Source organism: Ruegeria sp. HKCCD9138, from assembly GCF_057220975.1.
The window spans coordinates 103,101-121,801 of the sequence record NZ_JBWVAZ010000004.1 but is presented as its reverse complement, the minus strand read 5'-3'; the positions used below and the strand labels follow the sequence as shown (position 1 = coordinate 121,801).

Genomic DNA, 18,701 nt, shown 5'->3' with positions numbered 1-18,701 from the left:
CGCCGCGAACTGTCGCGACGGCCCCTTGGATTTTTGTTTTAGTTGGTTAACCAGCCGATAACGGTATCTTCGTTTGCATCCACCCACTGCCGGGCAAAATCAGCCGCTTCCATGTTGTCGACGGCAAGCGCCTTGCCCATCGCACTCAGATCATCGCCGTTCATCTGGTAATTGCGGAACAGGGCGGCCACCTCGGGGTAGTTTTCTTCCAGTTCCTTTGCGTAGTGCAAGTGAAGGGTTGCACCATTCCAGGCCGACGAGGCTTCGGATTTGGACAGCCAATCCGGGTCGTCAGTGGGCTGCACAATGGTCCATGTTGCCGGGTCATGAGCGGGCTCTTCCAGCACGGTCAGGTCCTGAGTGACAAAGATATAGTGCGGGCTGTAGCAGAAGCCGATCCATGGTTCGCCTGCCTTGGTGGCATTTGCCAGATTGGCGTAAGCGATGGTTTCCTCGTACTCCGTCAGATCGAAGATTTGGTCGTAGCCATATGATTTAGCGCGAATCTTTTCGACCACTGTAGAGGCCCAACCAGGCGCGCCAATCCAGACTTCCGGCGTGCCATTGCCGTCAGTGTCAAAGATCGCCATCTTGTCGGGATCGCTCAGATCGTCGATGGACTTGATGTCGTACTCTTCCGCAATGGCGGTGGGTACACACATGCCCTGTTCTGCCTGAACCGGGTTTTCGTTCATGACGACGGTGCCGTTGTCCTTGACGTAGGTGTCATGCAGGTTCTGCTGGTTCGGCATCCAGACTTCCGGGTGGACATGCATCGAGCCACTGTCCATAGCCTCGAATACGATAGGGTTCGTACCATTCTGCAGTTCGACATCAAGTCCGAGGTTTTCTTCGATAACAACTTCCAGGATGTGAGCCGTGGCGTTTACTGAAGCCCAGTTCGGCACACCGATAACAATGTCAGCAGCCATCACCGGCATGGCAAACGCAACCGAAGCGCCACCCAATAGCATCGAAATTTTGTTCATCCGATTTCTCCATGTTGGACGTACCTGGCGCAGTTTTTCGATTGGTGCTCAGTCACTGCGCATATTATTTTGACAACCCTAGAGTTCTCAAATATTTGGCTTGCGCAATTCTTCCCCGCGCAAGCATCAAAACTGAAGCATGTGTTTGCCCGGCGCATCAAGCGTGACATGTTTGAATTTTGTGGAATGCGAAATTCTCAGAACTTTTCTTCGACTTTCTCCAAACTTGTGAACCTCACGACGCTTTCCTTTCAACGCTCGACTTTCTGCCCGGCTGCTGCGCGGAAGATTCGAACAAATTTCGCTCGGTAAATGGGGGCTTTGATTATTGGCAAAAACCGCGCCAATCGCCGGGGTTATTGGGTCGCGTCAACCCGAAATTCTCTCATCCGCAGAGTGACAATCATTGATTGAAGTGTTTGGGGCCAAAAATGAGCGTTGGCGATTTGTTGTATGCTTTCGCATAACCCGCTCTTGTTGCAGGTCCAAAAAGAAGGAGCTTTCAAAGCGGTTGCCGAAACGTGGAATGCCGCATTGACGTATCTGCCGGTCCGCTGAGTATTCTAAAGCCAATCCCGCTGTGTTTGTCCGCGACGGCTGTCCGGGAACTGGCCAATCATTCATTGGGGGCGTTTTGGGGCAATCGCAGCAATGCGCTTTTTCACAATGGGGTTCGGGTGGTCATATGTACCAGAGAAACTGTGGCGGGGAGACAGGGATTCGAACCCTGGGAACGCTCTCACGTTCAACGGTTTTCAAGACCGCCGCATTCGACCACTCTGCCACCTCCCCGCTTGACGGCAGGGTCTAAGCGCAGTTGCAGTCAGAGGCAAGCCATAAAGCGGGGAAATATTGCCGAAGCTTTATCGCTGGTCTTCCCATGACATGTTGGTCGCGTTATGATCCCTTCAAAGACCGCAGGAGACCGGGCAAAAGATCCGGCTGACAAGCGGTGGGGCTCGGCCAAAAGGCCCTTTCAGGCAAGGGATATCGAAATGAATCGAGCGACTGGCAAATGCTCTGTGCCGTATCGGCTTATTGCTTTGACCGCCATGATTGCTGCTCTGGCAGGGTGCGAAGAGGGTTTGAACCCGTCCGCCAGTGCAGACAAGGACAAACCTTCTGACACAGCGGACGCCGGAGAAACGATCGAGTTGTTTCCGCAACCTGCGTCTGGCACAACCAGAGATGTCGAAGCGCCCGAGGTCTTTCAGGTGACTGAAGCCGGGTTATGGGACGGTCGGCCGTCACTGGGGGGGATTTGGGTGGCCCACCCGAATGTCTCTCAACCTGAACGGGTTCTGATCAAGAATACGGCCAACAACAAAACCGTCACCGGGGCTCTGTTCCGCCGTGAAAGGAACCTGCCGGGTCCCGAACTGCAGGTCTCATCTGCCGCCGCTGAGCAATTGGGGATGCTTGCCGGTGCTCCGACGAGTATTCAGGTGGTAGCCCTGCGCCGCGAAACCATTGCACCTCCACCTGTCGAAAAAACACCTGCAGAAGAAGGTGGGGTCGCCGAAGGCGAGACCGACGCGGATGTCGCGGCAACTGCCGAAACAGAAGCGGAAGAAATACCCGCCAAGCGCAAATGGTGGCAGAAAAAACCGGCTGAGGAAGCCGGAACCGCCGCTGCAACCGCCGCCGTTGCCGGTGCAGCGGCCGGAGCCGCCGTAGCGGCATCAGCATCAGACGACACCGAAACCGACGCTGCAGAAGTCACTGACGCGACCAGTGCCGAAGAAAAGCCCGCCAAGCGTAAATGGTGGCAAAAGAAAACCGACACAGATGCCAGCGCAGCGGCAGCAGGTGCTGCCGCTGGTGCGGCAACAAGCGTTGCCACAGATGACGACGCGGAGCCAACAGCGACACTGGCCGACCCCGAGGTCACCCCACCTGCCGAGAAACCCGCAAAGCGGAAGTGGTGGCAAAAGAAAGACCCGAACGAAATCACGGAAACTCCGCTGGATCCAATTGCCGGAGCAGCCGCAGCCATAGATGCAGCCGAACCGACACCAGTTGCCACTACGGCGGCGGCAAGCGCTGCGACGGCATCGTCGCTCAGCAAACCATATGTTCAGGTCGGCACTTTCAGCGTCGAAGCCAATGCAAACAGCGCGGCGCAGAAGATACGCAGAAACGGCATGACCCCCGATGTTCGTGAACTGCAATCCGAAGGGAAAACGATCTGGCGCGTATTGGTTGGCCCCGCCAACACCCGGGCCGAGCGCAAGGCAATTCTGTCGGATGTGAAGGACCTCGGGTTTACTGACGCGTTCACCGCCAAAAACTGAATTACAGGAGGCAAATCATGCTGTCCGCGTTGCGATCAACTACCTTGACCCTGGCCCTGACGCTTTTGACACTGCCCGCCCATGCCTTCGATACCACGGCGCGGGCGGCTTACGTTATGGACCAGAAAACCGGCACCGTTTTGTTGTCGAAAGAGGCGGATCAACCCCTGCCTCCGGCCTCGATGTCCAAGCTCATGACGCTTTATGTCGCGTTCGAAGCCTTGCGTGACGGGCGATTGACGCTGAATGAGACTCTGCCGGTTTCGGAACACGCCATGAGCTATGGCGGCTCAACCATGTTCCTCAACACCCAGGACCGCCCCACTGTCGAAGACCTGTTGCGCGGTGTTATCGTTCTTTCTGGCAACGACGCATGCGTCGTGATCGCCGAAGCGCTCAGCCCCGATGGAACAGAGGCGGGTTTCGCCCGCTACATGACCCAGCGCGCAAAACAGATGGGGATGAACCACTCGAACTTCGCCAATTCCAACGGTTGGCCCGCTGCCGGTCACATGATGTCGGTGCATGATCTGGCCGTTCTGGCAGACCGGTTGATCGCGGACTTTCCCGAGTATTATCCTCTGTTCGCCGAGGAAGAGTTTGAATTCGACGGCCGCGCGCCCTCGAACAAACGCAACCGCAACCCGCTGTTGAAACTCGGTATAGGGGCCGATGGCCTGAAAACCGGCCATACGCAAGAGGCAGGCTATGGCCTCGTCGGATCCGCCAAGCAGGGTGATCGCCGGGTGATCTTTGTTCTTACCGGCCTCGACAGCACCGGAGTTCGGGCAGAGGAGGCTGAGGCCGTGGTTAACTGGTCGTTTCGAAATTTTGTCGAGAGGACAGTTGCCGAAGCAGAGGAACCGATAGCCGAAGCCAAGATCTGGATGGGCGCGAAAAAGACAGTCGGTCTGGTGCCGCAGGAGGATCTGACCCTGTTGTTTCCGGTTCTGGGTGACAAGGACATTCAGGCCGAAGTTGTCTATGACGGGCCGATTAACGCTCCGGTCCAAAAGGGCCAACAACTGGCCGAGTTGGTCATTAAACCGGAAGGCCTGCCAGAGATCCGTCGTCCGCTTGTGGCCTCTGAAAGCGTCGCATCCGGGGGCTTCGTGGTGCGAATGATGACCGTGGGCGGTATCGTGTTCACCGACGTGATCGGCAACCCAATGGACTTATTGTGACGAGACCCGGTTTGTTTCTGTCATTCGAAGGCATCGACGGTTCCGGCAAGTCCACTCAGGCCCGCATTTTGGCCGAGCATTTGCGCGACGCGGGCCATCAGGTTGTTCTGACGCGCGAACCGGGCGGCTCTCCCGGTGCTGAGGAAATTCGCAGCCTTGTTTTGCAGGGAGATCCGGATCGCTGGTCCGCCGAAACGGAGATTCTGCTGTTCACCGCCGCGCGACGTGATCATCTGGAACGGACCATCGAGCCGGCGTTGGCCGAGGGTAAGGTCGTGATTTGCGACCGCTTCGCAGACAGCACCAGGATGTATCAGGGCTTGTCACGCGGCGATCTGCGGGGCTTGGTCGACCAGTTGCACGAACTGATGATCGGGCGTGAACCCGACATGACCCTGTTGATCGACATGGACCCGCGGACCGGTCTGTCCCGCGCCAAGGGGCGTCAGGGCGCCGAGGAGCGGTTCGAGGATTTCGGTCCCGCACTACAGCAGCAGATGCGCGCGGGATTTCTGGCGTTGGCCGAGGAGTATTCCGACCGGTTTCGCGTCGTCGACGGCAATAGGGACATGGACAGCGTCGCGCAGGATGTGACACAAATCGTCACCAAAGCCTTGCGACAGACAGTTCATGAGTGACGAGACCCCCACCCCGGATCAGGCCCCCGGCGCACCGCACCCCCGCGAAACCCAGCAGTTGATTGGGCAGAGCGCGGCCGAGCAGGCCTTTCTGACGGCCTACAACTCGGAACGGTTGCACCATGGCTGGCTGCTGACCGGCCCGCGCGGTGTGGGCAAGGCGACGCTGGCATGGCGCATTGCCCGATTTCTGCTGGCCACGCCGCCATCCGATGATGGTGGGCTGTTTGGGGCGCCTCCTCAGCCCCGGACGCTGGACATTGAACCGGATCACCCGGTTTCGCACCGCGTTCAGGCCGGGGCGGAACCCGGGCTGGCGGCGATCACGCGGTCTATCAACGATCAGGGGCGCCTCAGAGGCGAGATCGTCGTGGACGACATCCGCAAACTGGGCAAGTTCTTCGGGCTGTCCTCGGCAGACGGTGGACGCCGTGTCGTGATTGTTGACTCTGCCGATGAGATGAATGTCAGCGCCGCAAACGCCCTTCTGAAAATGCTCGAGGAACCGCCCGCACGAACGACTTTATTGCTGGTGTCGCATCAACCCTCGCGGCTTTTGCCAACGATCCGGTCGCGCTGTCGGACTTTGCGGCTGTCGCCGCTCGATGCGCAGGACATGCAGGCAGCCCTGTCTCAGACCGGGGCCGACCTGCCGGAGCGAACCGATCATCTGGCGGCACTGGCCTCTGGATCCGTGGGCGATGCAGTGCGGTTGATCAATCTTGGTGGTCTTGAGATATACGCCGAATTGATTGCCATACTGGGGACGCTGCCGCGTCTGGATCGACCCCGCGCATTGGCCTTGGCAGAGGCCGCCGCCCAACGCGGTGCCGCTGAAAGATTCGAGTTGCTGCTAACCCTGATTGACGTTGCGTTGTCGCGGTTGGCGCTGACCGGAGCGACCGGTGCATCCCCCGTCCCCGAGGCCGCCCCTAACGAGGCCGAGACGCTCGCCCGCCTCTCCTCCAACCCACAGCAAGCACGACAGTGGGCCGAGGTCGCCGCCACGATCACGTCCCGCGCGCGCCATGGTCAGGCAGTGAACCTTGACCCTGCCGCTCTGGTCCTAGATACGGTGTTCAAGATACAGGAAACCGCCGGTCAGAGCAGATGAACACCACCCCCGAAATCACTGACAGCCATTGCCATCTGGACTTCCCGGATTTCGAAGGCCAGCTGGATCAGATCGTTACCCGCGCGGCCGAGGCCGGGGTAACCCGCATGGTGACCATCTGCACGCGCCTGCGCAACGAAACCACTGTCCGCGCCATTGCCGAGGCACATGCCCCCGTCTTCTACGCTGCCGGTACCCACCCGATGAGCGCAGCGGACGAGCCCATGGCCACGGTAGACGAGTTGGTCGCCCTGTCACGGCACCCGAAATTTGTCGGTATCGGTGAGTCCGGATTGGATTATCACTACACCGCCGAGTCTGCCGGGGCCCAGAAGCAATCTCTGCGCGTCCATATCGAGGCCGCCCAGCGCACCGGCCTGCCACTGATCATCCACGCCCGGGCGGCCGACGATGACATGGCCCGCATCCTGACCGAGGAGTTCAACAACGCACCCTATAGCTGTGTGATGCATTGCTTTTCTTCTTCTGCCGAGCTGGCTCGTGCGGCACTGGATCTGGGGTTTTACCTCTCTATGTCCGGTATCGCGGCCTTTCCCAAGAGCCAGGAGTTGCGCGACATCTTCGCCGCCGCCCCGATCGATCGCATTCTGGTGGAAACCGACGCGCCGTATTTGGCTCCGCCGCCACATCGCGGCAAACGGAACGAGCCCGCTTTTACCGCCCACACCGCCCGCAAAGGCGCTGAAGTGTTCGGCGTGGATTTTCCCGAGTTTGCTGCGCAGACGCAGGCGAATTTCGACCGTCTGTTCACCAAAGTCGCATCATTCAAGGCCGCTGCATGAACGAGTTGAGGTGCACTATTCTGGGCTGCGGGTCATCCGGCGGTGTGCCCCGGCTGGGTGGGCATTGGGGGGCCTGCGATCCCGAAAATCCAAGAAATATCCGCCGCCGCTGTTCGTTGCTGGTAGAGCGAGACGGACCCGACGGCACGACAACGGTTTTGATCGACACTTCGCCGGACATGCGCAGTCAGTTGCTGGACACGGGCACCGGGCGTCTGGATGGTGTCGTCTACACGCACGCCCACGCCGATCATACCAATGGTATCGACGATCTGCGTATGATTGTGTTCAACATGAAAACGCGTGTGCCCGTCTGGGCCGATGGCGACACCCAGAACCAGTTGCTGGGTCGGTTCGGTTATGCCTTTGTGCAACCCGAGGGTTCTCCTTACCCACCGATTCTGGATCTGAAATCACTGGATGGCCCGTTTGAAATAGACGGCCCCGGCGGGTCGATCCCGTTTCACCCGATCAAGGTGCAACACGGTTCAATCGATGCGCTGGGTTTCAAGATGGGAAATCTGGTCTATCTACCCGATGTGTCCGATATCTATGACGACGCATGGGAACACCTCATCGGGCTGGATACTTTGGTCATCGACGCGCTGCGCCGCTCTCCTCATCCCACCCACGCACATTTGGAGAAGACACTGGAGTGGATCGAACGTCTGCGCCCAAAACAGGCCGTTCTGACCAATATGCATATCGATCTGGACTATGCCACGGTGGCCGCTGAAACCCCTGATCACGTCACACCGGCCCATGATGGCCTCGTGATCCGGCAAGCGCTGTAAGACACTGCGAGGTCGGGCCGAAATAACCCCGATACTGCCCGCAGGGGCGAGGCGATGACATGTTTCAAAACCTGATTGATGTCATTCTGCCAGTCTTCCTCGTGATTGGCGCGGGGTATGCCTCGACCCGGGCGGGATATTTCAAGGAAACCCATATCGACGGGTTGATGAAGTTCACCCAGGGGTTTGCAATCCCTTGCCTGCTGTTCCTCGCCATCTCTCATCTTGATCTGAGCGCCAGTTTCGACCCCGGTCTGCTGTTCAGCTTCTACTCGGCCGCTGGTCTGTGCTTTGTCGCCGGAATACTCGGCGCACGCCTGATCTTTCGCCGCGATTGGGAAGATTGCGTTGCGATTGGGTTTTGCTGTTTGTTTTCGAACTCCGTCTTGCTGGGCCTGCCCATCACGGAACGCGCCTATGGGCCCGCAAACCTGACCGGCAACTATGCGATCGTCGCCATCCATTCCCCGTTTTGCTACGGCCTCGGGATCACCGTGATGGAGGTCATCCGCAACAGAGGACACAGTGGCGCGCGCATGGCGCGTTCGGTCCTGACGGCAATGTTCAAGAACGCGCTGATATTGGGAATTGCGCTTGGGTTTGTGGTCAATCTGTCCGGAGTTGCTATCCCCCTGGTCGTGGACGAAGCCTTGGGGCTGGTAACCCGCGCCGCCCTGCCCGGTGCATTGTTCGCGCTTGGGGGCGTGCTGGTCATGTACCGACCTGAAGGGGATTTGCGGGCGATAATGTTTGTTTGCTGTGTCGCCTTGATCCTTCACCCAAGCCTCGTCTGGCTGTTGGGCTCTGCCTTCTCTCTGCCGCAAGATTTGTTCCGGTCCGGGGTTTTGACAGCAGCGATGGCTCCGGGGTTCAACGCCTATATCTTCGCCAACATTTATGGCCGGGCAAAGCGCGTTGCCGCGTCGTCCGTTCTGATCGGCACAGCGGTTTCGACCATGACGGTCTGGATGTGGCTGACCCTGCTTGGTTAGAACTCAGCAGTTTTGCGCATTGACTCTTTCCATCAAGGCTACATCTATCGCAGGACAAACCGCCGGAGCCCCAATATGCCGCACGCCGTTATCGTCGCCCATGGACAACCCTCGGACCCTGTTCCGGCCGAGGCCAGTCTGGCAGCGTTTGCCGAAAAGGTGGATGCCTTGACGGCGCAAGTTTCGGTCCACTCCGCGACTTTGGCGGCGCCCCGAGCACTTGAGAACTGCCTGGATGACCTGCCTGAAGATACAGCGATTTACCCACTGTTCATGGCACGCGGCTGGTTCGTCACGAAGGCCCTGCCAAAACGGCTTGGGTCAAGACCGATCCGGATACTGGACCCGCTGGGAATTGATCCGGACCTGCCGGTCCTTGTTGCTGGCGCATTGAGCGAAACCATGGTGGATCAAAACTGGCTGCCCGAGGAAACTGATCTTGTGCTCGCCGCGCATGGTTCGGGGCGCAGCCAAAACCCCGCCGCTGTTGCTTTAGATTTCGCTGAAAAACTAAAGCACCTGGTCGCGTTTCAAAGCATTCGCGTGGGATTTGTCGAACAGCCGCCTTCAATCTCCGAAGCCGCCACTGGTGTAAGTTCGAAATCAATCTGTCTGCCATTTTTTGCATGCACCGGTGGTCATGTTCTCGAGGATGTCCCCTCGGAACTGGCGCGCGCAGATTTTCAGGGTGTGGTGATGCCTGTAGTTGGCGAACTGCCCACAATCCAAAGGCAAATTGCGGCCACGCTGACGGATTGCCTGAACAGCTAAGGCAACAGACCATTTTCAGAGGCTATTGCCGCGCCTCAGACAATTCGGAAAAAAGGCAGTGGCACGAGCGCCCGTTCCTCTTGGCGGAATAAAGCGCAAGGTCGGCTGCATGAAGAATTTCCGCGGCCTTTGGGTTTTCGAACTGCGTTGACAACGCAGTGCCAATGCTGGCCGAAACAGAGCAAATCGTGCCTTCAAACGACATGGGCGCACGCAATTTATCGATCAATCGCCCGGCAATTCCGCGTAGCTTCTCACGATCCAGCAGTCCTTTGAATATCAGCACGAACTCATCCCCGCCAATACGGGCCACCGTATCGTCGCTGCGGGTTTCCTCCAGCATGATACGAGAAGCTTCCTGCAAAACGAAGTCACCCGCCGCGTGGCCCAGCCTGTCATTGACCGACTTGAAGAAATCCAGATCCAGGTGCATCAGCGCAAAATCGGTTTTTGTCGAGATCAAGTGCGCCAGAATGTGATCCATGGCCCGGCGATTCTTGAGCCCGGTCAACGTGTCCGTATAGGCCTGTTCTTCGGCGGCCAGCATAGCCCCCTGAAGACGAAGATTCAGCGAACGCGAAGCCTCCATCGCGGCGGATTTGGCTTCGACCAGATAGAGCAGCTCGATTGCAAGATCTGTGCCGGAAAAATCTGCACTGGTCAGCGCATAGTCGCGCACCGCGTCGAGGATCGAGATACCGAACGACAGGTTTATGACCGCCCCCCCGTCATTCGGCAACGGGGCGATTAGCCCTTTCAAAGCGGTGCGCGGTTCATCGCGGAGTTTGAGGTGCAGCCTTCCACCTGCTGTGGCCATCAGAGCCGGTAGGGTTGTTACCGTTCTTGGCCGAACCAGTTCGAAGATATCCAGAATTCCCTTGCCCGCCATCGGCTGATCGGGCCGCAGTTTCTGCAACGTAGGCCCGGCTTGTTCGATTCTGCCGGTTTCATCGACCAGAAGGAACATCGGGCATAGAGTTTCCAGCAACGCGGCCAGCTCGGCAGTTTTCATCATGAGTTTCGCGCCCCCAGATCGAAACTTCGACCTTTGGCAAAAGCGCTTTCCACCAATGTTATCGAGATCGCCTCTTCCTCACCGTGACATCCATCATGTGTCAGCATGACCAGTGCACCATAGTCGTCCGCCATCGCCCGCAGCACTCCTGTCATGACGCTGCCATAGCCCGGAAGGCCGGAAAAGCAATGCAACATGTATTCAGCAGGCGATTTCTCTGTCAGTTCGAGCACCGGCAATTCAAGATCGGAAACCGCTAGCCTGACACGATCCGACAAGTCATCCAGAGAGTGCAAGAATTCAACGTAAGTGACACCACCAAATCGCAGAAGACGGCGCAGATCCTCCATATTCGGATGCGAAACCAGATAGGTCCCCAAGTCCTCAAGAAAATCGGCCCGTGGACGGTTCAGATCAGCACATAATGCATCAAGCACGCGGATCGACATGTCATCATCGTAGACCAGCATCGCCTCAAACTCGGAAAACCCGAGGCCGGCCGTTTCGGTTGCACGCACCCAACACGAGCGCCCGTATGTAGCGCAGACGAAAGACTGAATCGCCCTGTTGATCAAACCGTGCATGGATCGCCCCTAATTGGCTTACACCACGATCTGATCCCAGAAAGCTTAACAAACACCCAATTTTCGACGTCGGATGCCGCAAATGCTATCTAGTCTCACCTTGAAGCCTAAACCATCGATCAGAAATCGGTGGGGGCTCCTCCCTCGGCTTTGCGGCGGGCGACAAAATCGGCAAGCTCGTCTCGGATGCCATCGTCCATAGGCGGCGCTTCAAAACTTCCGACGATTTCCTTGAACATGTGATGCGCGCGCTCAGCGGTCCAGACACCGCCGGCAGCTTCCCATCCTTCGTAGTTCTTCCAGTCGCTCAGGAACGGCTGGTAGAACGCGGTGGAGTAACGATCCTGCGTATGCTGGATACCAAAGAAATGACCGTCATCGCCGACCGAGCGGATGGCATCCAAGGCGATTTCATCCGGGCCCGTCGCGATCAGCCCAGGGTTCATATAGCGTTGAATTTGCTGAAGGATTTCGCAGTCCATGATGAACTTTTCAGGGCTGGCGATCAGCCCGCCTTCCAGCCATCCTGCGGCGTGGTAAACCATGTTGGTCCCAGACTGAACCGCTGCCCACAGGGAGTTCGATGTCTCCCAGATCGACTGTCCATCGGGCACGTTCGCCGCGCACACACCAGACGAGCGCATGGGCAATCCATAAAACCGCGCCATCTGACCGGTCATCTGGGTCGAGCGCATGTATTCCGGTGTTCCGAAAGCCGGCGCTCCTGACTTCATGTCGACATTGGACGTGAACGTACCGATGACGCAAGGTATGCCGGGGCGGACATATTGGAACAGCGCAATCGCACACAGGGCCTCGGCCAGGGATTGCGCAACGGCACCCGCCATCGTTACCGGAGCCATGGCACCAGCCAGGGTAAAGGGTGTCACCACGATCGCCTGCCCCCGCCGCGCAAGCCGAAGACAGCCGTCAATCATCGGATGGTCATGTTTCAGCGGTGAGGTCGAGTTGATATTGGTATACATACGCGGGCTCGCCTCAAACTCTTCGTGGCTGAGACCTCCTGCGATGCGCACCATCTCCATCACATCTTCGACCCGCTCTTTACCAAGCGAATAGGCGTGCATGGCCTTGTCGGTCAACGTCAGCTTGTCGTAGAGCACGTCCAGATGACGGATGCTGGCGTGGATATCCACGGGCTCGACCGGATAGCCGCCCGCAAAGTGGATACAGTTGAAATACTGCGTCAGCTTCAGAAGGTCCTGACACATCCGGCGATTGCCCGGCACCTTCTTACCTATCTCCATATCCCAGTAGTTCGGCGGGGAGGAAACGTTACCAAACAACAGGTTGCGACCACCAATCGTGATCTGACGGTCCGTGTTTCGCGGTGTGATCGTGAAGCTGGACGGCGCCTTGCCTACCATCTCCATCACAAAATCCCGGCCCATGCGAACGTTGTCGCCGTCGATCGTACATCCGGCTTCGCGCAGGATGCCGATAGCTTCTTCGTTATAAAACTCGACACCGATCTCTTCGAGTATCCGCATCGCGCCTTCGTGAATGGCCTCGATCCCTTCGGGGCCCAATGGTTCAGTCGGGCGATCAGTATTGACCGGAGGATTCCACGGCATCTGATCAATCACGGTACTGCCACGTCTGGCGGCTGCTCCTGCGCGACCGCCGCCGCGGCGCCGAGTGGTCTTGGTGTCGGCCATTGTGTCCTCCGGGTCCTGCTTTTGTATCAGCAAGCCCCGAACAACAGCTGCTGGCCGCTCTGTATGCGACAGGCTTTGTCGTTTTTTTGGCGCAAAACGACGATATTCATTGTTGGTATGTCAGTGGGTGGACAGCCAACCCGGAATATGACCGATATCCGGCAGCACAACATCAGCCAGTGGTTCCAGCGCTTCCGCTGGCGCGAGGCCGGTCAGAACGCCGATCGTGACCATTCCTGCCGCGCGCCCGGCCTCCAGGTCGTGACGGCTGTCACCCACCATGGCGATACGCGAGGGGTCAATATCTACATGTTTGGCAAAGGCCAGAAGCTGACCGGGACCGGGTTTGAAACCGTGTCCGCTGTCGTAGCCGGCGATAAAATCAAACTGATCCTTGATGCCCACCGACGCCAGATGTTGTAGCGCGGGCATTTCCGCATCATTGGTTGCAACGCCAAGCTTTAGGCCGGCCTCACGTAACCCCTCAAGAAACGGCGCAAGCGGAACGGCCGGAACCTGTTTTGATCCGGCGGACGCGTCGTTGAGGATATCTACGATTTCGGGATGAGAATAAACCGCCAGGTGCGGCAGCAAGGCTTGAGCAACCTCGTCCACCGTGCCGGCAATGACGACACTGTCATGCTCATAGCAGTCTTCGGCAAAGTTGAAGCCGATGACCCGGCCAAGCTCTGTCGCGCGGTTTTCATCCCCGTCCGCCAGTTCCAGTACGGCGGTCCGCCCGAACGCGCCCCACGTCGCCGCAAAATCAAATAGCGTTCCGTCTTTGTCGAACAGGAGTGCGTCTATAGGCATGCCCGAAAGCTCCGATTTGTCAGGTCCAATGCATATCCGCTTCTCCTGACAGCACGGCACGGGCCTGTCCCGGCAGATCGTAGGGAACGGAATTGGCGTCACAAAAGGCGATCACCCACGAATCGTCAAGCACCAGAAAATCAAGTACCGAACTCAGAAACTCTGCCTCACCGGTCCGGTCCCGCAGATCCTGAGCCGAGGCCCCTGTTGCGCCCAGAAAAACTGGCAGCAATTCGTCATTTCCCACAAGCCAGCTCAGGACATTGAGAGCCAGTGTTTCGGCAGAATTGGCAGAGATCGGCATAAACTGGTCTCGGATTGGGACATGGAAAGGGTTTGTTAACCAGAGTCATAAACACTTTGGCAACGCGTGCAATCTAACGGTGAATGGCTATGTCCGTGCAAGGAACAATACTTGTCCTCGACGGGGTTTCGACCAACCGAATCATGCTCAAGGTCCAGTTGACCGCAGCCTGGTATCAGGTCGTACAGGGCGAGAAAGTGGATGGCCTGGCCAGCCTGTTGCGGCGCACGCGGCCAGATCTTGTGCTGACCGCGCATGGTTTGCCGGATGGAAATGCCGCAGACGTCAAGAAATTGATGATGCTCGAACCGACACTGGCGGATGTTCCCATCGTGGCGATCGTACCGCAAAATGACAAAGCGGCGCGGCTTAAGGCGCTGGCGGATGGAATGGACGATGTCCTGTCACATCCGTTCAAGGACACTCTGCTGCTGGCGCGTGTGCGTAGCCTGCTGCGTGCCCGCGCCGATCGTCAGGACATGCACGTCAAAACTGGCCCCCAGTCGGTCGGCTTTGCCGAACCTGCGACGTCTTTTGTCGTACCGCCAAAAACTGCTCGAGTTGCAATATTGGCTCAATCCACTCAGGTTGCAGGCAAGTGGCGCAATGAATTGATCGAGGAATCACAACACGAAATTGCCTGCCATACCCAGAGCAACCTGCACGCCGTTCTGTCGGGGCCCACTCCGGACGCGATCCTGATCGAAATGGGGGTCGGTACAGCCGGGTTGAACATTCTTGCTGATCTTCGGTCGCGCGGCGCGACGCGTCACACTGTTCTGATCGGTGTTCTGCCAGATGACGACGCCAACCTCGCGGTCGAGGCCTTGGACCGAGGTGCCGATGCGATTTGCCTTGGCGGTTTCATCACAGATGAAATTTCACTGCGTCTCGATACGCTGATCTCGCGCAAAACCCGGGATGACCGTTTGCGCGCCACCATGCGCAACGGCCTAGCTGACTCGCTGACGGATCCACTCACGGGTTTGCATAACCGGCGCTACGCTTTGCGCGCAATGGATCAGATTTCACGGCAATCCCGTCAATCTGGGCAAAGCTTTGCAGTCATGCTGGCCGATCTGGACCATTTCAAATTGATCAACGACAGATTTGGCCATTCAGGTGGTGATCATGTTCTTTTGGAGGTCGGCAAAAGGCTGCAATCCGCCCTGGCTAATTCGGGTTTCGTGGCACGCATTGGTGGGGAAGAATTTTTGATTGGCCTGCCGGACACTTCTCAAAGACAGGCATTGCAAAGGGCTGACGTGATCCGTAATTGCATCTGCCGTGCACCGTTCCGCATTCCGGATCATCCCGCACTGATACCGGTTACCGTCAGCGTGGGCTTGAAGCTATGTGAACCTCAGGAACTGGACATGCATGACGATGCGGACCCGATTGGTGGCCTGATCCGTTCGGCAGATCGGGCGCTGTATGCGGCGAAACAGGCCGGGCGCAATCAAGTTCGTATTCGAAAAAGCGCGGCATGACACTGTCCTAGCGATCTTTTTTCTTCCGATGTGGTCCCCGGTTGACCACATCCTCCAATTGATCAGCATAAATCTGGCGATCTTCGTCGCTCATCGCCGTCACACGCGCCAACCACTCTTTATGCAACGCATCCTGCAAGTCAGCCGTCGCCTGTGCTTGTTGCTCCAACAGAATCTCGACTGCGACCGGATCAAAAGGCACGGTTTTCAAAGCGTCACTGAGTTCAGTGAAATCCTGTGCCCGGCGGTGAGAACCCTTGCTGCGCAGCGCTGACAACTGCCCCCGCAGTGCCTTTTGGTCTTCCTTGGGCAATGCGAAATACAGCGCCGGACCGAATCCCGGCGGAATTCTGGCCCGATCACCGCCCTTGAACCGCAAAGCCGTCCCGAGGATAACGCCGACGATCAGCAGATTCACCGCCAGCGAAACAACCAGCAGGATCGGCATCCACCTGCGTTTGGGAGCAGGATTCTCACTCATTCCGTATCCTCCAGATAGTCCACATCCAAATTCAGGTCAGCAACCAGGTAAGTTGTCTCTTGCGACAGCAGGTAACTCGCCGGATCCGGCAAAAAGGCCGGGGCCGAGAACCCGATCCAGACGCCGGCAGCGCTGGCTGCGACAAGCCCGCTCAAGCCGCCCCACCCCCCGATACCGTCAAAAGCCCGGCGCCAGGTTGGTCGACTGGACCGGTTTAAAGTTTCGAGACGCTGCAATCGCACGCCCTCGGCGTCGGTTTCAATCCGCACCGCCAGAGCATCAGGCAGCGCCGGACGCTGCGCGCGTGCGGTAGCAAACAGATGATCCAATTCGTCGTCGTGTTCAGCCATTTTCATACCCCAGCTCATCTCGCCGACCGGCTAGTATTGCTGCCAGAGAGCGTTTTCCCCGTGCCGTCAAGCTTTCGACCGCTTCGACGGAAATTCCCATGATTCCTGCGATATCAGGGTTCGACAACTCCTCGATATGCCGCAGAACCACGGCCTGACGTTGTCGTTCCGGCAATTGGTCCAACGCGTCTTGCAAGGCGTCCTTGCGCGCCGCGTTCTGCATGCGATCGACAACAGATTCCGTATCATCAGCCGGCTCAACCCCTTCTTCCAGCGCGCCCGGCCGTTTCTTGCGCCGCTGGTCCATGCACAGGTTCAAAGTCACCCGATATAGCCAGGTCGAAACCTGCGCCTGGCCCGGCGCCCAATCAGGCGCCATCTGCCACAGCCGCATCATCGCCTCTTGCGTGACGTCTTCGGCCTCGGCCCTGTTTCCCAGCATCCGCAACGCGACGGAGTAGCTGCGCGGTCCCAATCGATCCGTCAGCAATCGGGCAGCGGTCGCATCCCCATTGGCAAACTGGCCCAGCAACTCTGCATCGCTGAGTCGGCGCGCGGCGGGAAGGTCACCGCGCGCTTGGGTCGGACAGGAGGTCAGATCCTCCATCCCGCATCAGTTGCTATCGGTGTCCGACTGGCCATGCCGCTTGTGCTTGCGTCCCATTCTGTCCTTTGCATCCGCGTATTCCTGTTCGGAAATCGACCCGTTTCCGTCTGCATCGATCCGCTCGAACATCTTGGACGTCTTGCGCGGCTTGGGCAATTCGTCTTCGCTCAGAAAGCCGTCCTTATTGGCGTCCTGCCGCTCAAACATCTTGGCCACGCGCTCATTCGCCCGAACCTGAGCAGCCGCCTGCATTTCTTCTAGGCTCAGTTGTCCGTCGCCATCCTTGTCGGCCGAGGTGAATTTCGCCTGACTGTGTGCCGTGATCTCGGCTTCGGTCACCTGGCCATCGCCATCGGCATCCAGCTCTTGAAATGTTGCGGGCTGGCGATCTTTTGAGCCTTTTGCCAGAACAGACGTTCCGGTCACAGCGACCGCAGACAGAACAATAGCCGAGATAAAGGTTGCAGTTTTCATTACAAAGTTCCCTTGTTGTCGCGGCCCTGCGCCGCTGCTGATACTCCTTAAAACGGGGGGCCAACGGTATTCCGTCGCCGAATTTCGATTTTTCTTGTGCTACCTTCGAAACGGGCCGGAATCCTGTTAAGGTTCAGCCAAGCCGCCGCAAAGCGACGCACCCCCCTTTTCGAGTAGGTCGGCCAACCGCTATACCAGCCAGACCTGAACGCGCGAGTATCAAAATGACAGATCAGACCATTGACACCACGCTCGAGGATGAGCGCCCGACCAAGCCGGCGCTTATCCGTGGGTTTCGATGCAAGTGCCCAAGTTGCGGCGAAGGCAAGCTGTTGCACAGCTATCTCAAGGTCAATGACGAATGCTCGAACTGCGGGCAGGAGTTATTTCATCACAGGGCCGACGATGGCCCGGCTTATCTGACCATCCTGATCGTTGGTCACCTGTTGGCGCCAGCCCTGCACGTGTCTTATGTGCACTGGCGACCGGATCCGTGGACCATGGCCATTGCGTTTTCCGTCGGGTGTGTGGCGCTGTCATTGTACCTGTTGCCCCGCCTGAAGGGCGTCGTCGTCGCTTATCAATGGGCGCGACGCATGCACGGATTTGGCAAAACCGCATGACAACAGACAAAACCGCGATCCGCAACGCCGCAACTGTGATCGTTCTGCGAGACCGGTTTGACGACCCATCTATCCTGATGGGTCAGCGCGGGGCCGCAGCGGCCTTCATGCCGAACAAGTTTGTTTTTCCCGGCGGTGCGGTCGACGCTGCCGATGCCGAAATTCCGCTGGCGGCCCCTTTGCCGGGTGTCTGCTTTGATCGGTTGTCCGATCAGGCTGATCCCGGGTTGGAGAATGCACTGGCCGTCGCAGCGATCCGCGAGCTTTGGGAAGAAACGGGCCTGATCCTTGGGCAACCGGGGCGTTGGAATAACGCAGTGCCGGCGGATTGGCAGAGTTTTGCCGAAATGGGGTTTGTGCCTGCGGCGAACGCCCTGCAGTTTGTATTCCGCGCCCTCACTCCTCCTGGACGCCCCCGGCGCTTCGATGCCCGGTTCTTTTTGGTGGATGCTGAGGCGGTTCAGGGCGATCTGGATGACTTCACCCACGCGTCGGACGAGTTGTCCCATCTGCAATGGGTGAAGGTCCGTGAGGCGCGCAATTTCGATCTGCCCTTTATCACCGAAGTGGTACTGGCCGAAATCGCCGCTCGTGCAACCGATCCCGAACCACCTCAGAGTGTTCCCTTCTTCCTTAACAACGAAGAAGCCAGCCTGTTCCTGCAGCTCAGGGGATTTCCGATGCCGCAGGAAGGCTAAGCCT

The 18,701-nt window shown here is 58.0% G+C and carries 21 protein-coding genes and 1 tRNA gene; 11 read left to right on the top strand and 11 right to left on the bottom strand.

What is annotated here, in order from left to right:
• Positions 1–38: 38 nt before the first annotated feature.
• Complete coding sequence (locus AC2TEL_RS08620; RefSeq protein WP_480843436.1) at positions 39–989, bottom strand: ABC transporter substrate-binding protein; 951 nt, start codon at positions 987–989, stop codon at positions 39–41.
• 702 nt (positions 990–1,691) lie between these two features.
• Positions 1,692–1,781, bottom strand: a tRNA-Ser gene (locus AC2TEL_RS08615).
• 203 nt (positions 1,782–1,984) lie between these two features.
• On the opposite strand from AC2TEL_RS08615, the gene AC2TEL_RS08610 reads away from it, so the two are divergent.
• The 8 genes from AC2TEL_RS08610 (at position 1,985) to AC2TEL_RS08575 (ending at position 9,579) form a co-directional block, all read left to right on the top strand.
• Complete coding sequence (locus tag AC2TEL_RS08610) at positions 1,985–3,283, top strand: SPOR domain-containing protein (protein ID WP_480903208.1); 1,299 nt, start codon at positions 1,985–1,987, stop codon at positions 3,281–3,283.
• Positions 3,284–3,300: 17 nt separating this feature from the next.
• Positions 3,301–4,467: a D-alanyl-D-alanine carboxypeptidase family protein gene (locus AC2TEL_RS08605; protein ID WP_480843438.1), complete on the top strand. Its 1,167-nt coding sequence runs from the start codon at positions 3,301–3,303 to the stop codon at positions 4,465–4,467.
• Entirely contained in the window at positions 4,464–5,105 is a 642-nt protein-coding gene (tmk, locus tag AC2TEL_RS08600) for a dTMP kinase (RefSeq protein WP_480843440.1), read from the top strand. Before AC2TEL_RS08605 ends, tmk begins: the two co-directional genes overlap by 4 nt.
• Positions 5,098–6,219, top strand: a complete 1,122-nt coding sequence (locus AC2TEL_RS08595; protein WP_480843442.1) for a DNA polymerase III subunit delta' — start codon at positions 5,098–5,100, stop codon at positions 6,217–6,219. Before tmk ends, AC2TEL_RS08595 begins: the two co-directional genes overlap by 8 nt.
• On the top strand, positions 6,216–7,022 hold the full coding sequence (locus AC2TEL_RS08590; RefSeq protein WP_480843444.1) for a TatD family hydrolase: 807 nt from the start codon (positions 6,216–6,218) through the stop codon (positions 7,020–7,022). The genes AC2TEL_RS08595 and AC2TEL_RS08590 overlap by 4 nt, the downstream gene beginning before the upstream one ends.
• Positions 7,019–7,816 carry an MBL fold metallo-hydrolase gene (locus tag AC2TEL_RS08585; protein ID WP_480903206.1) on the top strand — a complete coding sequence of 266 codons (798 nt, stop codon included), beginning with the start codon at positions 7,019–7,021 and terminating at the stop codon, positions 7,814–7,816. The genes AC2TEL_RS08590 and AC2TEL_RS08585 overlap by 4 nt, the downstream gene beginning before the upstream one ends.
• A 59-nt stretch (positions 7,817–7,875) precedes the next feature.
• Positions 7,876–8,808 carry an AEC family transporter gene (locus AC2TEL_RS08580; protein ID WP_480903204.1) on the top strand — a complete coding sequence of 311 codons (933 nt, stop codon included), beginning with the start codon at positions 7,876–7,878 and terminating at the stop codon, positions 8,806–8,808.
• 75 nt (positions 8,809–8,883) lie between these two features.
• Entirely contained in the window at positions 8,884–9,579 is a 696-nt protein-coding gene (locus AC2TEL_RS08575) for a CbiX/SirB N-terminal domain-containing protein (RefSeq protein ID WP_480903202.1), read from the top strand.
• 22 nt (positions 9,580–9,601) lie between these two features.
• Here AC2TEL_RS08575 and AC2TEL_RS08570 read toward each other — a convergent pair whose 3' ends face one another.
• The 5 genes from AC2TEL_RS08570 to AC2TEL_RS08550 all read right to left on the bottom strand — a co-directional run bounded on the left by AC2TEL_RS08570 (position 9,602) and on the right by AC2TEL_RS08550 (position 13,974).
• Positions 9,602–10,594 carry a GGDEF domain-containing protein gene (locus AC2TEL_RS08570; RefSeq protein ID WP_480903200.1) on the bottom strand — a complete coding sequence of 331 codons (993 nt, stop codon included), beginning with the start codon at positions 10,592–10,594 and terminating at the stop codon, positions 9,602–9,604.
• On the bottom strand, positions 10,591–11,178 hold the full coding sequence (locus AC2TEL_RS08565) for a heme NO-binding domain-containing protein (RefSeq protein WP_480903198.1): 588 nt from the start codon (positions 11,176–11,178) through the stop codon (positions 10,591–10,593). The genes AC2TEL_RS08570 and AC2TEL_RS08565 overlap by 4 nt, the downstream gene beginning before the upstream one ends.
• 119 nt (positions 11,179–11,297) lie before the next feature.
• On the bottom strand, positions 11,298–12,857 hold the full coding sequence (locus AC2TEL_RS08560; protein ID WP_480903196.1) for a trimethylamine methyltransferase family protein: 1,560 nt from the start codon (positions 12,855–12,857) through the stop codon (positions 11,298–11,300).
• 120 nt (positions 12,858–12,977) lie between these two features.
• Complete coding sequence (locus AC2TEL_RS08555) at positions 12,978–13,670, bottom strand: HAD family hydrolase (RefSeq protein WP_480903195.1); 693 nt, start codon at positions 13,668–13,670, stop codon at positions 12,978–12,980.
• A 19-nt stretch (positions 13,671–13,689) separates the two neighbouring features.
• A complete protein-coding gene (locus AC2TEL_RS08550; protein ID WP_480903193.1) occupies positions 13,690–13,974 on the bottom strand; it encodes a DUF3572 domain-containing protein in 285 nt (94 codons plus the stop codon).
• An 89-nt stretch (positions 13,975–14,063) separates the two neighbouring features.
• Between AC2TEL_RS08550 and AC2TEL_RS08545 the strand changes: the two genes are divergently transcribed.
• Entirely contained in the window at positions 14,064–15,464 is a 1,401-nt protein-coding gene (locus AC2TEL_RS08545) for a diguanylate cyclase (RefSeq protein WP_480903191.1), read from the top strand.
• Between the two features lie 7 nt (positions 15,465–15,471).
• On the opposite strand, the gene AC2TEL_RS08540 is transcribed toward AC2TEL_RS08545, so the two are convergent.
• Genes AC2TEL_RS08540 through AC2TEL_RS08525 form a run of 4 tightly spaced genes read right to left on the bottom strand, consistent with a single transcriptional unit; the run spans position 15,472 to position 17,376 of the window.
• Positions 15,472–15,945 carry a periplasmic heavy metal sensor gene (locus tag AC2TEL_RS08540; RefSeq protein ID WP_480903189.1) on the bottom strand — a complete coding sequence of 158 codons (474 nt, stop codon included), beginning with the start codon at positions 15,943–15,945 and terminating at the stop codon, positions 15,472–15,474.
• Positions 15,942–16,295, bottom strand: a complete 354-nt coding sequence (locus tag AC2TEL_RS08535) for a hypothetical protein (protein WP_480843463.1) — start codon at positions 16,293–16,295, stop codon at positions 15,942–15,944. Before AC2TEL_RS08535 ends, AC2TEL_RS08540 begins: the two co-directional genes overlap by 4 nt.
• Entirely contained in the window at positions 16,288–16,902 is a 615-nt protein-coding gene (locus tag AC2TEL_RS08530; RefSeq protein ID WP_480903187.1) for an RNA polymerase sigma factor, read from the bottom strand. Before AC2TEL_RS08530 ends, AC2TEL_RS08535 begins: the two co-directional genes overlap by 8 nt.
• A 6-nt stretch (positions 16,903–16,908) precedes the next feature.
• Entirely contained in the window at positions 16,909–17,376 is a 468-nt protein-coding gene (locus AC2TEL_RS08525; protein WP_480843466.1) for an EF-hand domain-containing protein, read from the bottom strand.
• 224 nt (positions 17,377–17,600) lie between these two features.
• Between AC2TEL_RS08525 and AC2TEL_RS08520 the strand changes: the two genes are divergently transcribed.
• The gene (locus tag AC2TEL_RS08520; RefSeq protein WP_480843468.1) at positions 17,601–17,999 is read left to right on the top strand and encodes a DUF983 domain-containing protein; all 399 of its coding nucleotides are present in this window, start codon (positions 17,601–17,603) and stop codon (positions 17,997–17,999) included.
• Positions 17,996–18,697: an NUDIX hydrolase gene (locus AC2TEL_RS08515; protein ID WP_480903185.1), complete on the top strand. Its 702-nt coding sequence runs from the start codon at positions 17,996–17,998 to the stop codon at positions 18,695–18,697. The genes AC2TEL_RS08520 and AC2TEL_RS08515 overlap by 4 nt, the downstream gene beginning before the upstream one ends.
• The last annotated feature ends 4 nt before the right edge of the window (positions 18,698–18,701 follow it).

Coding starts and splice junctions, on each gene's coding strand:
- AC2TEL_RS08590 (WP_480843444.1), top strand. CDS start 6,216: ATGAACACCACCCCCGAAATCACTGACAGCCATTGCCATCTGGACTTC.
- AC2TEL_RS08585 (WP_480903206.1), top strand. CDS start 7,019: ATGAACGAGTTGAGGTGCACTATTCTGGGCTGCGGGTCATCCGGCGGT.
- AC2TEL_RS08605 (WP_480843438.1), top strand. CDS start 3,301: ATGCTGTCCGCGTTGCGATCAACTACCTTGACCCTGGCCCTGACGCTT.
- AC2TEL_RS08535 (WP_480843463.1), bottom strand. CDS start 16,295: ATGGCTGAACACGACGACGAATTGGATCATCTGTTTGCTACCGCACGC.
- AC2TEL_RS08530 (WP_480903187.1), bottom strand. CDS start 16,902: ATGGAGGATCTGACCTCCTGTCCGACCCAAGCGCGCGGTGACCTTCCC.
- AC2TEL_RS08520 (WP_480843468.1), top strand. CDS start 17,601: ATGACAGATCAGACCATTGACACCACGCTCGAGGATGAGCGCCCGACC.
- AC2TEL_RS08575 (WP_480903202.1), top strand. CDS start 8,884: ATGCCGCACGCCGTTATCGTCGCCCATGGACAACCCTCGGACCCTGTT.
- AC2TEL_RS08555 (WP_480903195.1), bottom strand. CDS start 13,670: ATGCCTATAGACGCACTCCTGTTCGACAAAGACGGAACGCTATTTGAT.
- AC2TEL_RS08570 (WP_480903200.1), bottom strand. CDS start 10,594: ATGATGAAAACTGCCGAGCTGGCCGCGTTGCTGGAAACTCTATGCCCG.
- AC2TEL_RS08580 (WP_480903204.1), top strand. CDS start 7,876: ATGTTTCAAAACCTGATTGATGTCATTCTGCCAGTCTTCCTCGTGATT.
- AC2TEL_RS08610 (WP_480903208.1), top strand. CDS start 1,985: ATGAATCGAGCGACTGGCAAATGCTCTGTGCCGTATCGGCTTATTGCT.
- AC2TEL_RS08525 (WP_480843466.1), bottom strand. CDS start 17,376: ATGAAAACTGCAACCTTTATCTCGGCTATTGTTCTGTCTGCGGTCGCT.
- AC2TEL_RS08515 (WP_480903185.1), top strand. CDS start 17,996: ATGACAACAGACAAAACCGCGATCCGCAACGCCGCAACTGTGATCGTT.
- AC2TEL_RS08560 (WP_480903196.1), bottom strand. CDS start 12,857: ATGGCCGACACCAAGACCACTCGGCGCCGCGGCGGCGGTCGCGCAGGA.
- AC2TEL_RS08620 (WP_480843436.1), bottom strand. CDS start 989: ATGAACAAAATTTCGATGCTATTGGGTGGCGCTTCGGTTGCGTTTGCC.
- AC2TEL_RS08540 (WP_480903189.1), bottom strand. CDS start 15,945: ATGAGTGAGAATCCTGCTCCCAAACGCAGGTGGATGCCGATCCTGCTG.
- AC2TEL_RS08550 (WP_480903193.1), bottom strand. CDS start 13,974: ATGCCGATCTCTGCCAATTCTGCCGAAACACTGGCTCTCAATGTCCTG.
- AC2TEL_RS08545 (WP_480903191.1), top strand. CDS start 14,064: ATGTCCGTGCAAGGAACAATACTTGTCCTCGACGGGGTTTCGACCAAC.
- AC2TEL_RS08595 (WP_480843442.1), top strand. CDS start 5,098: ATGAGTGACGAGACCCCCACCCCGGATCAGGCCCCCGGCGCACCGCAC.
- AC2TEL_RS08565 (WP_480903198.1), bottom strand. CDS start 11,178: ATGCACGGTTTGATCAACAGGGCGATTCAGTCTTTCGTCTGCGCTACA.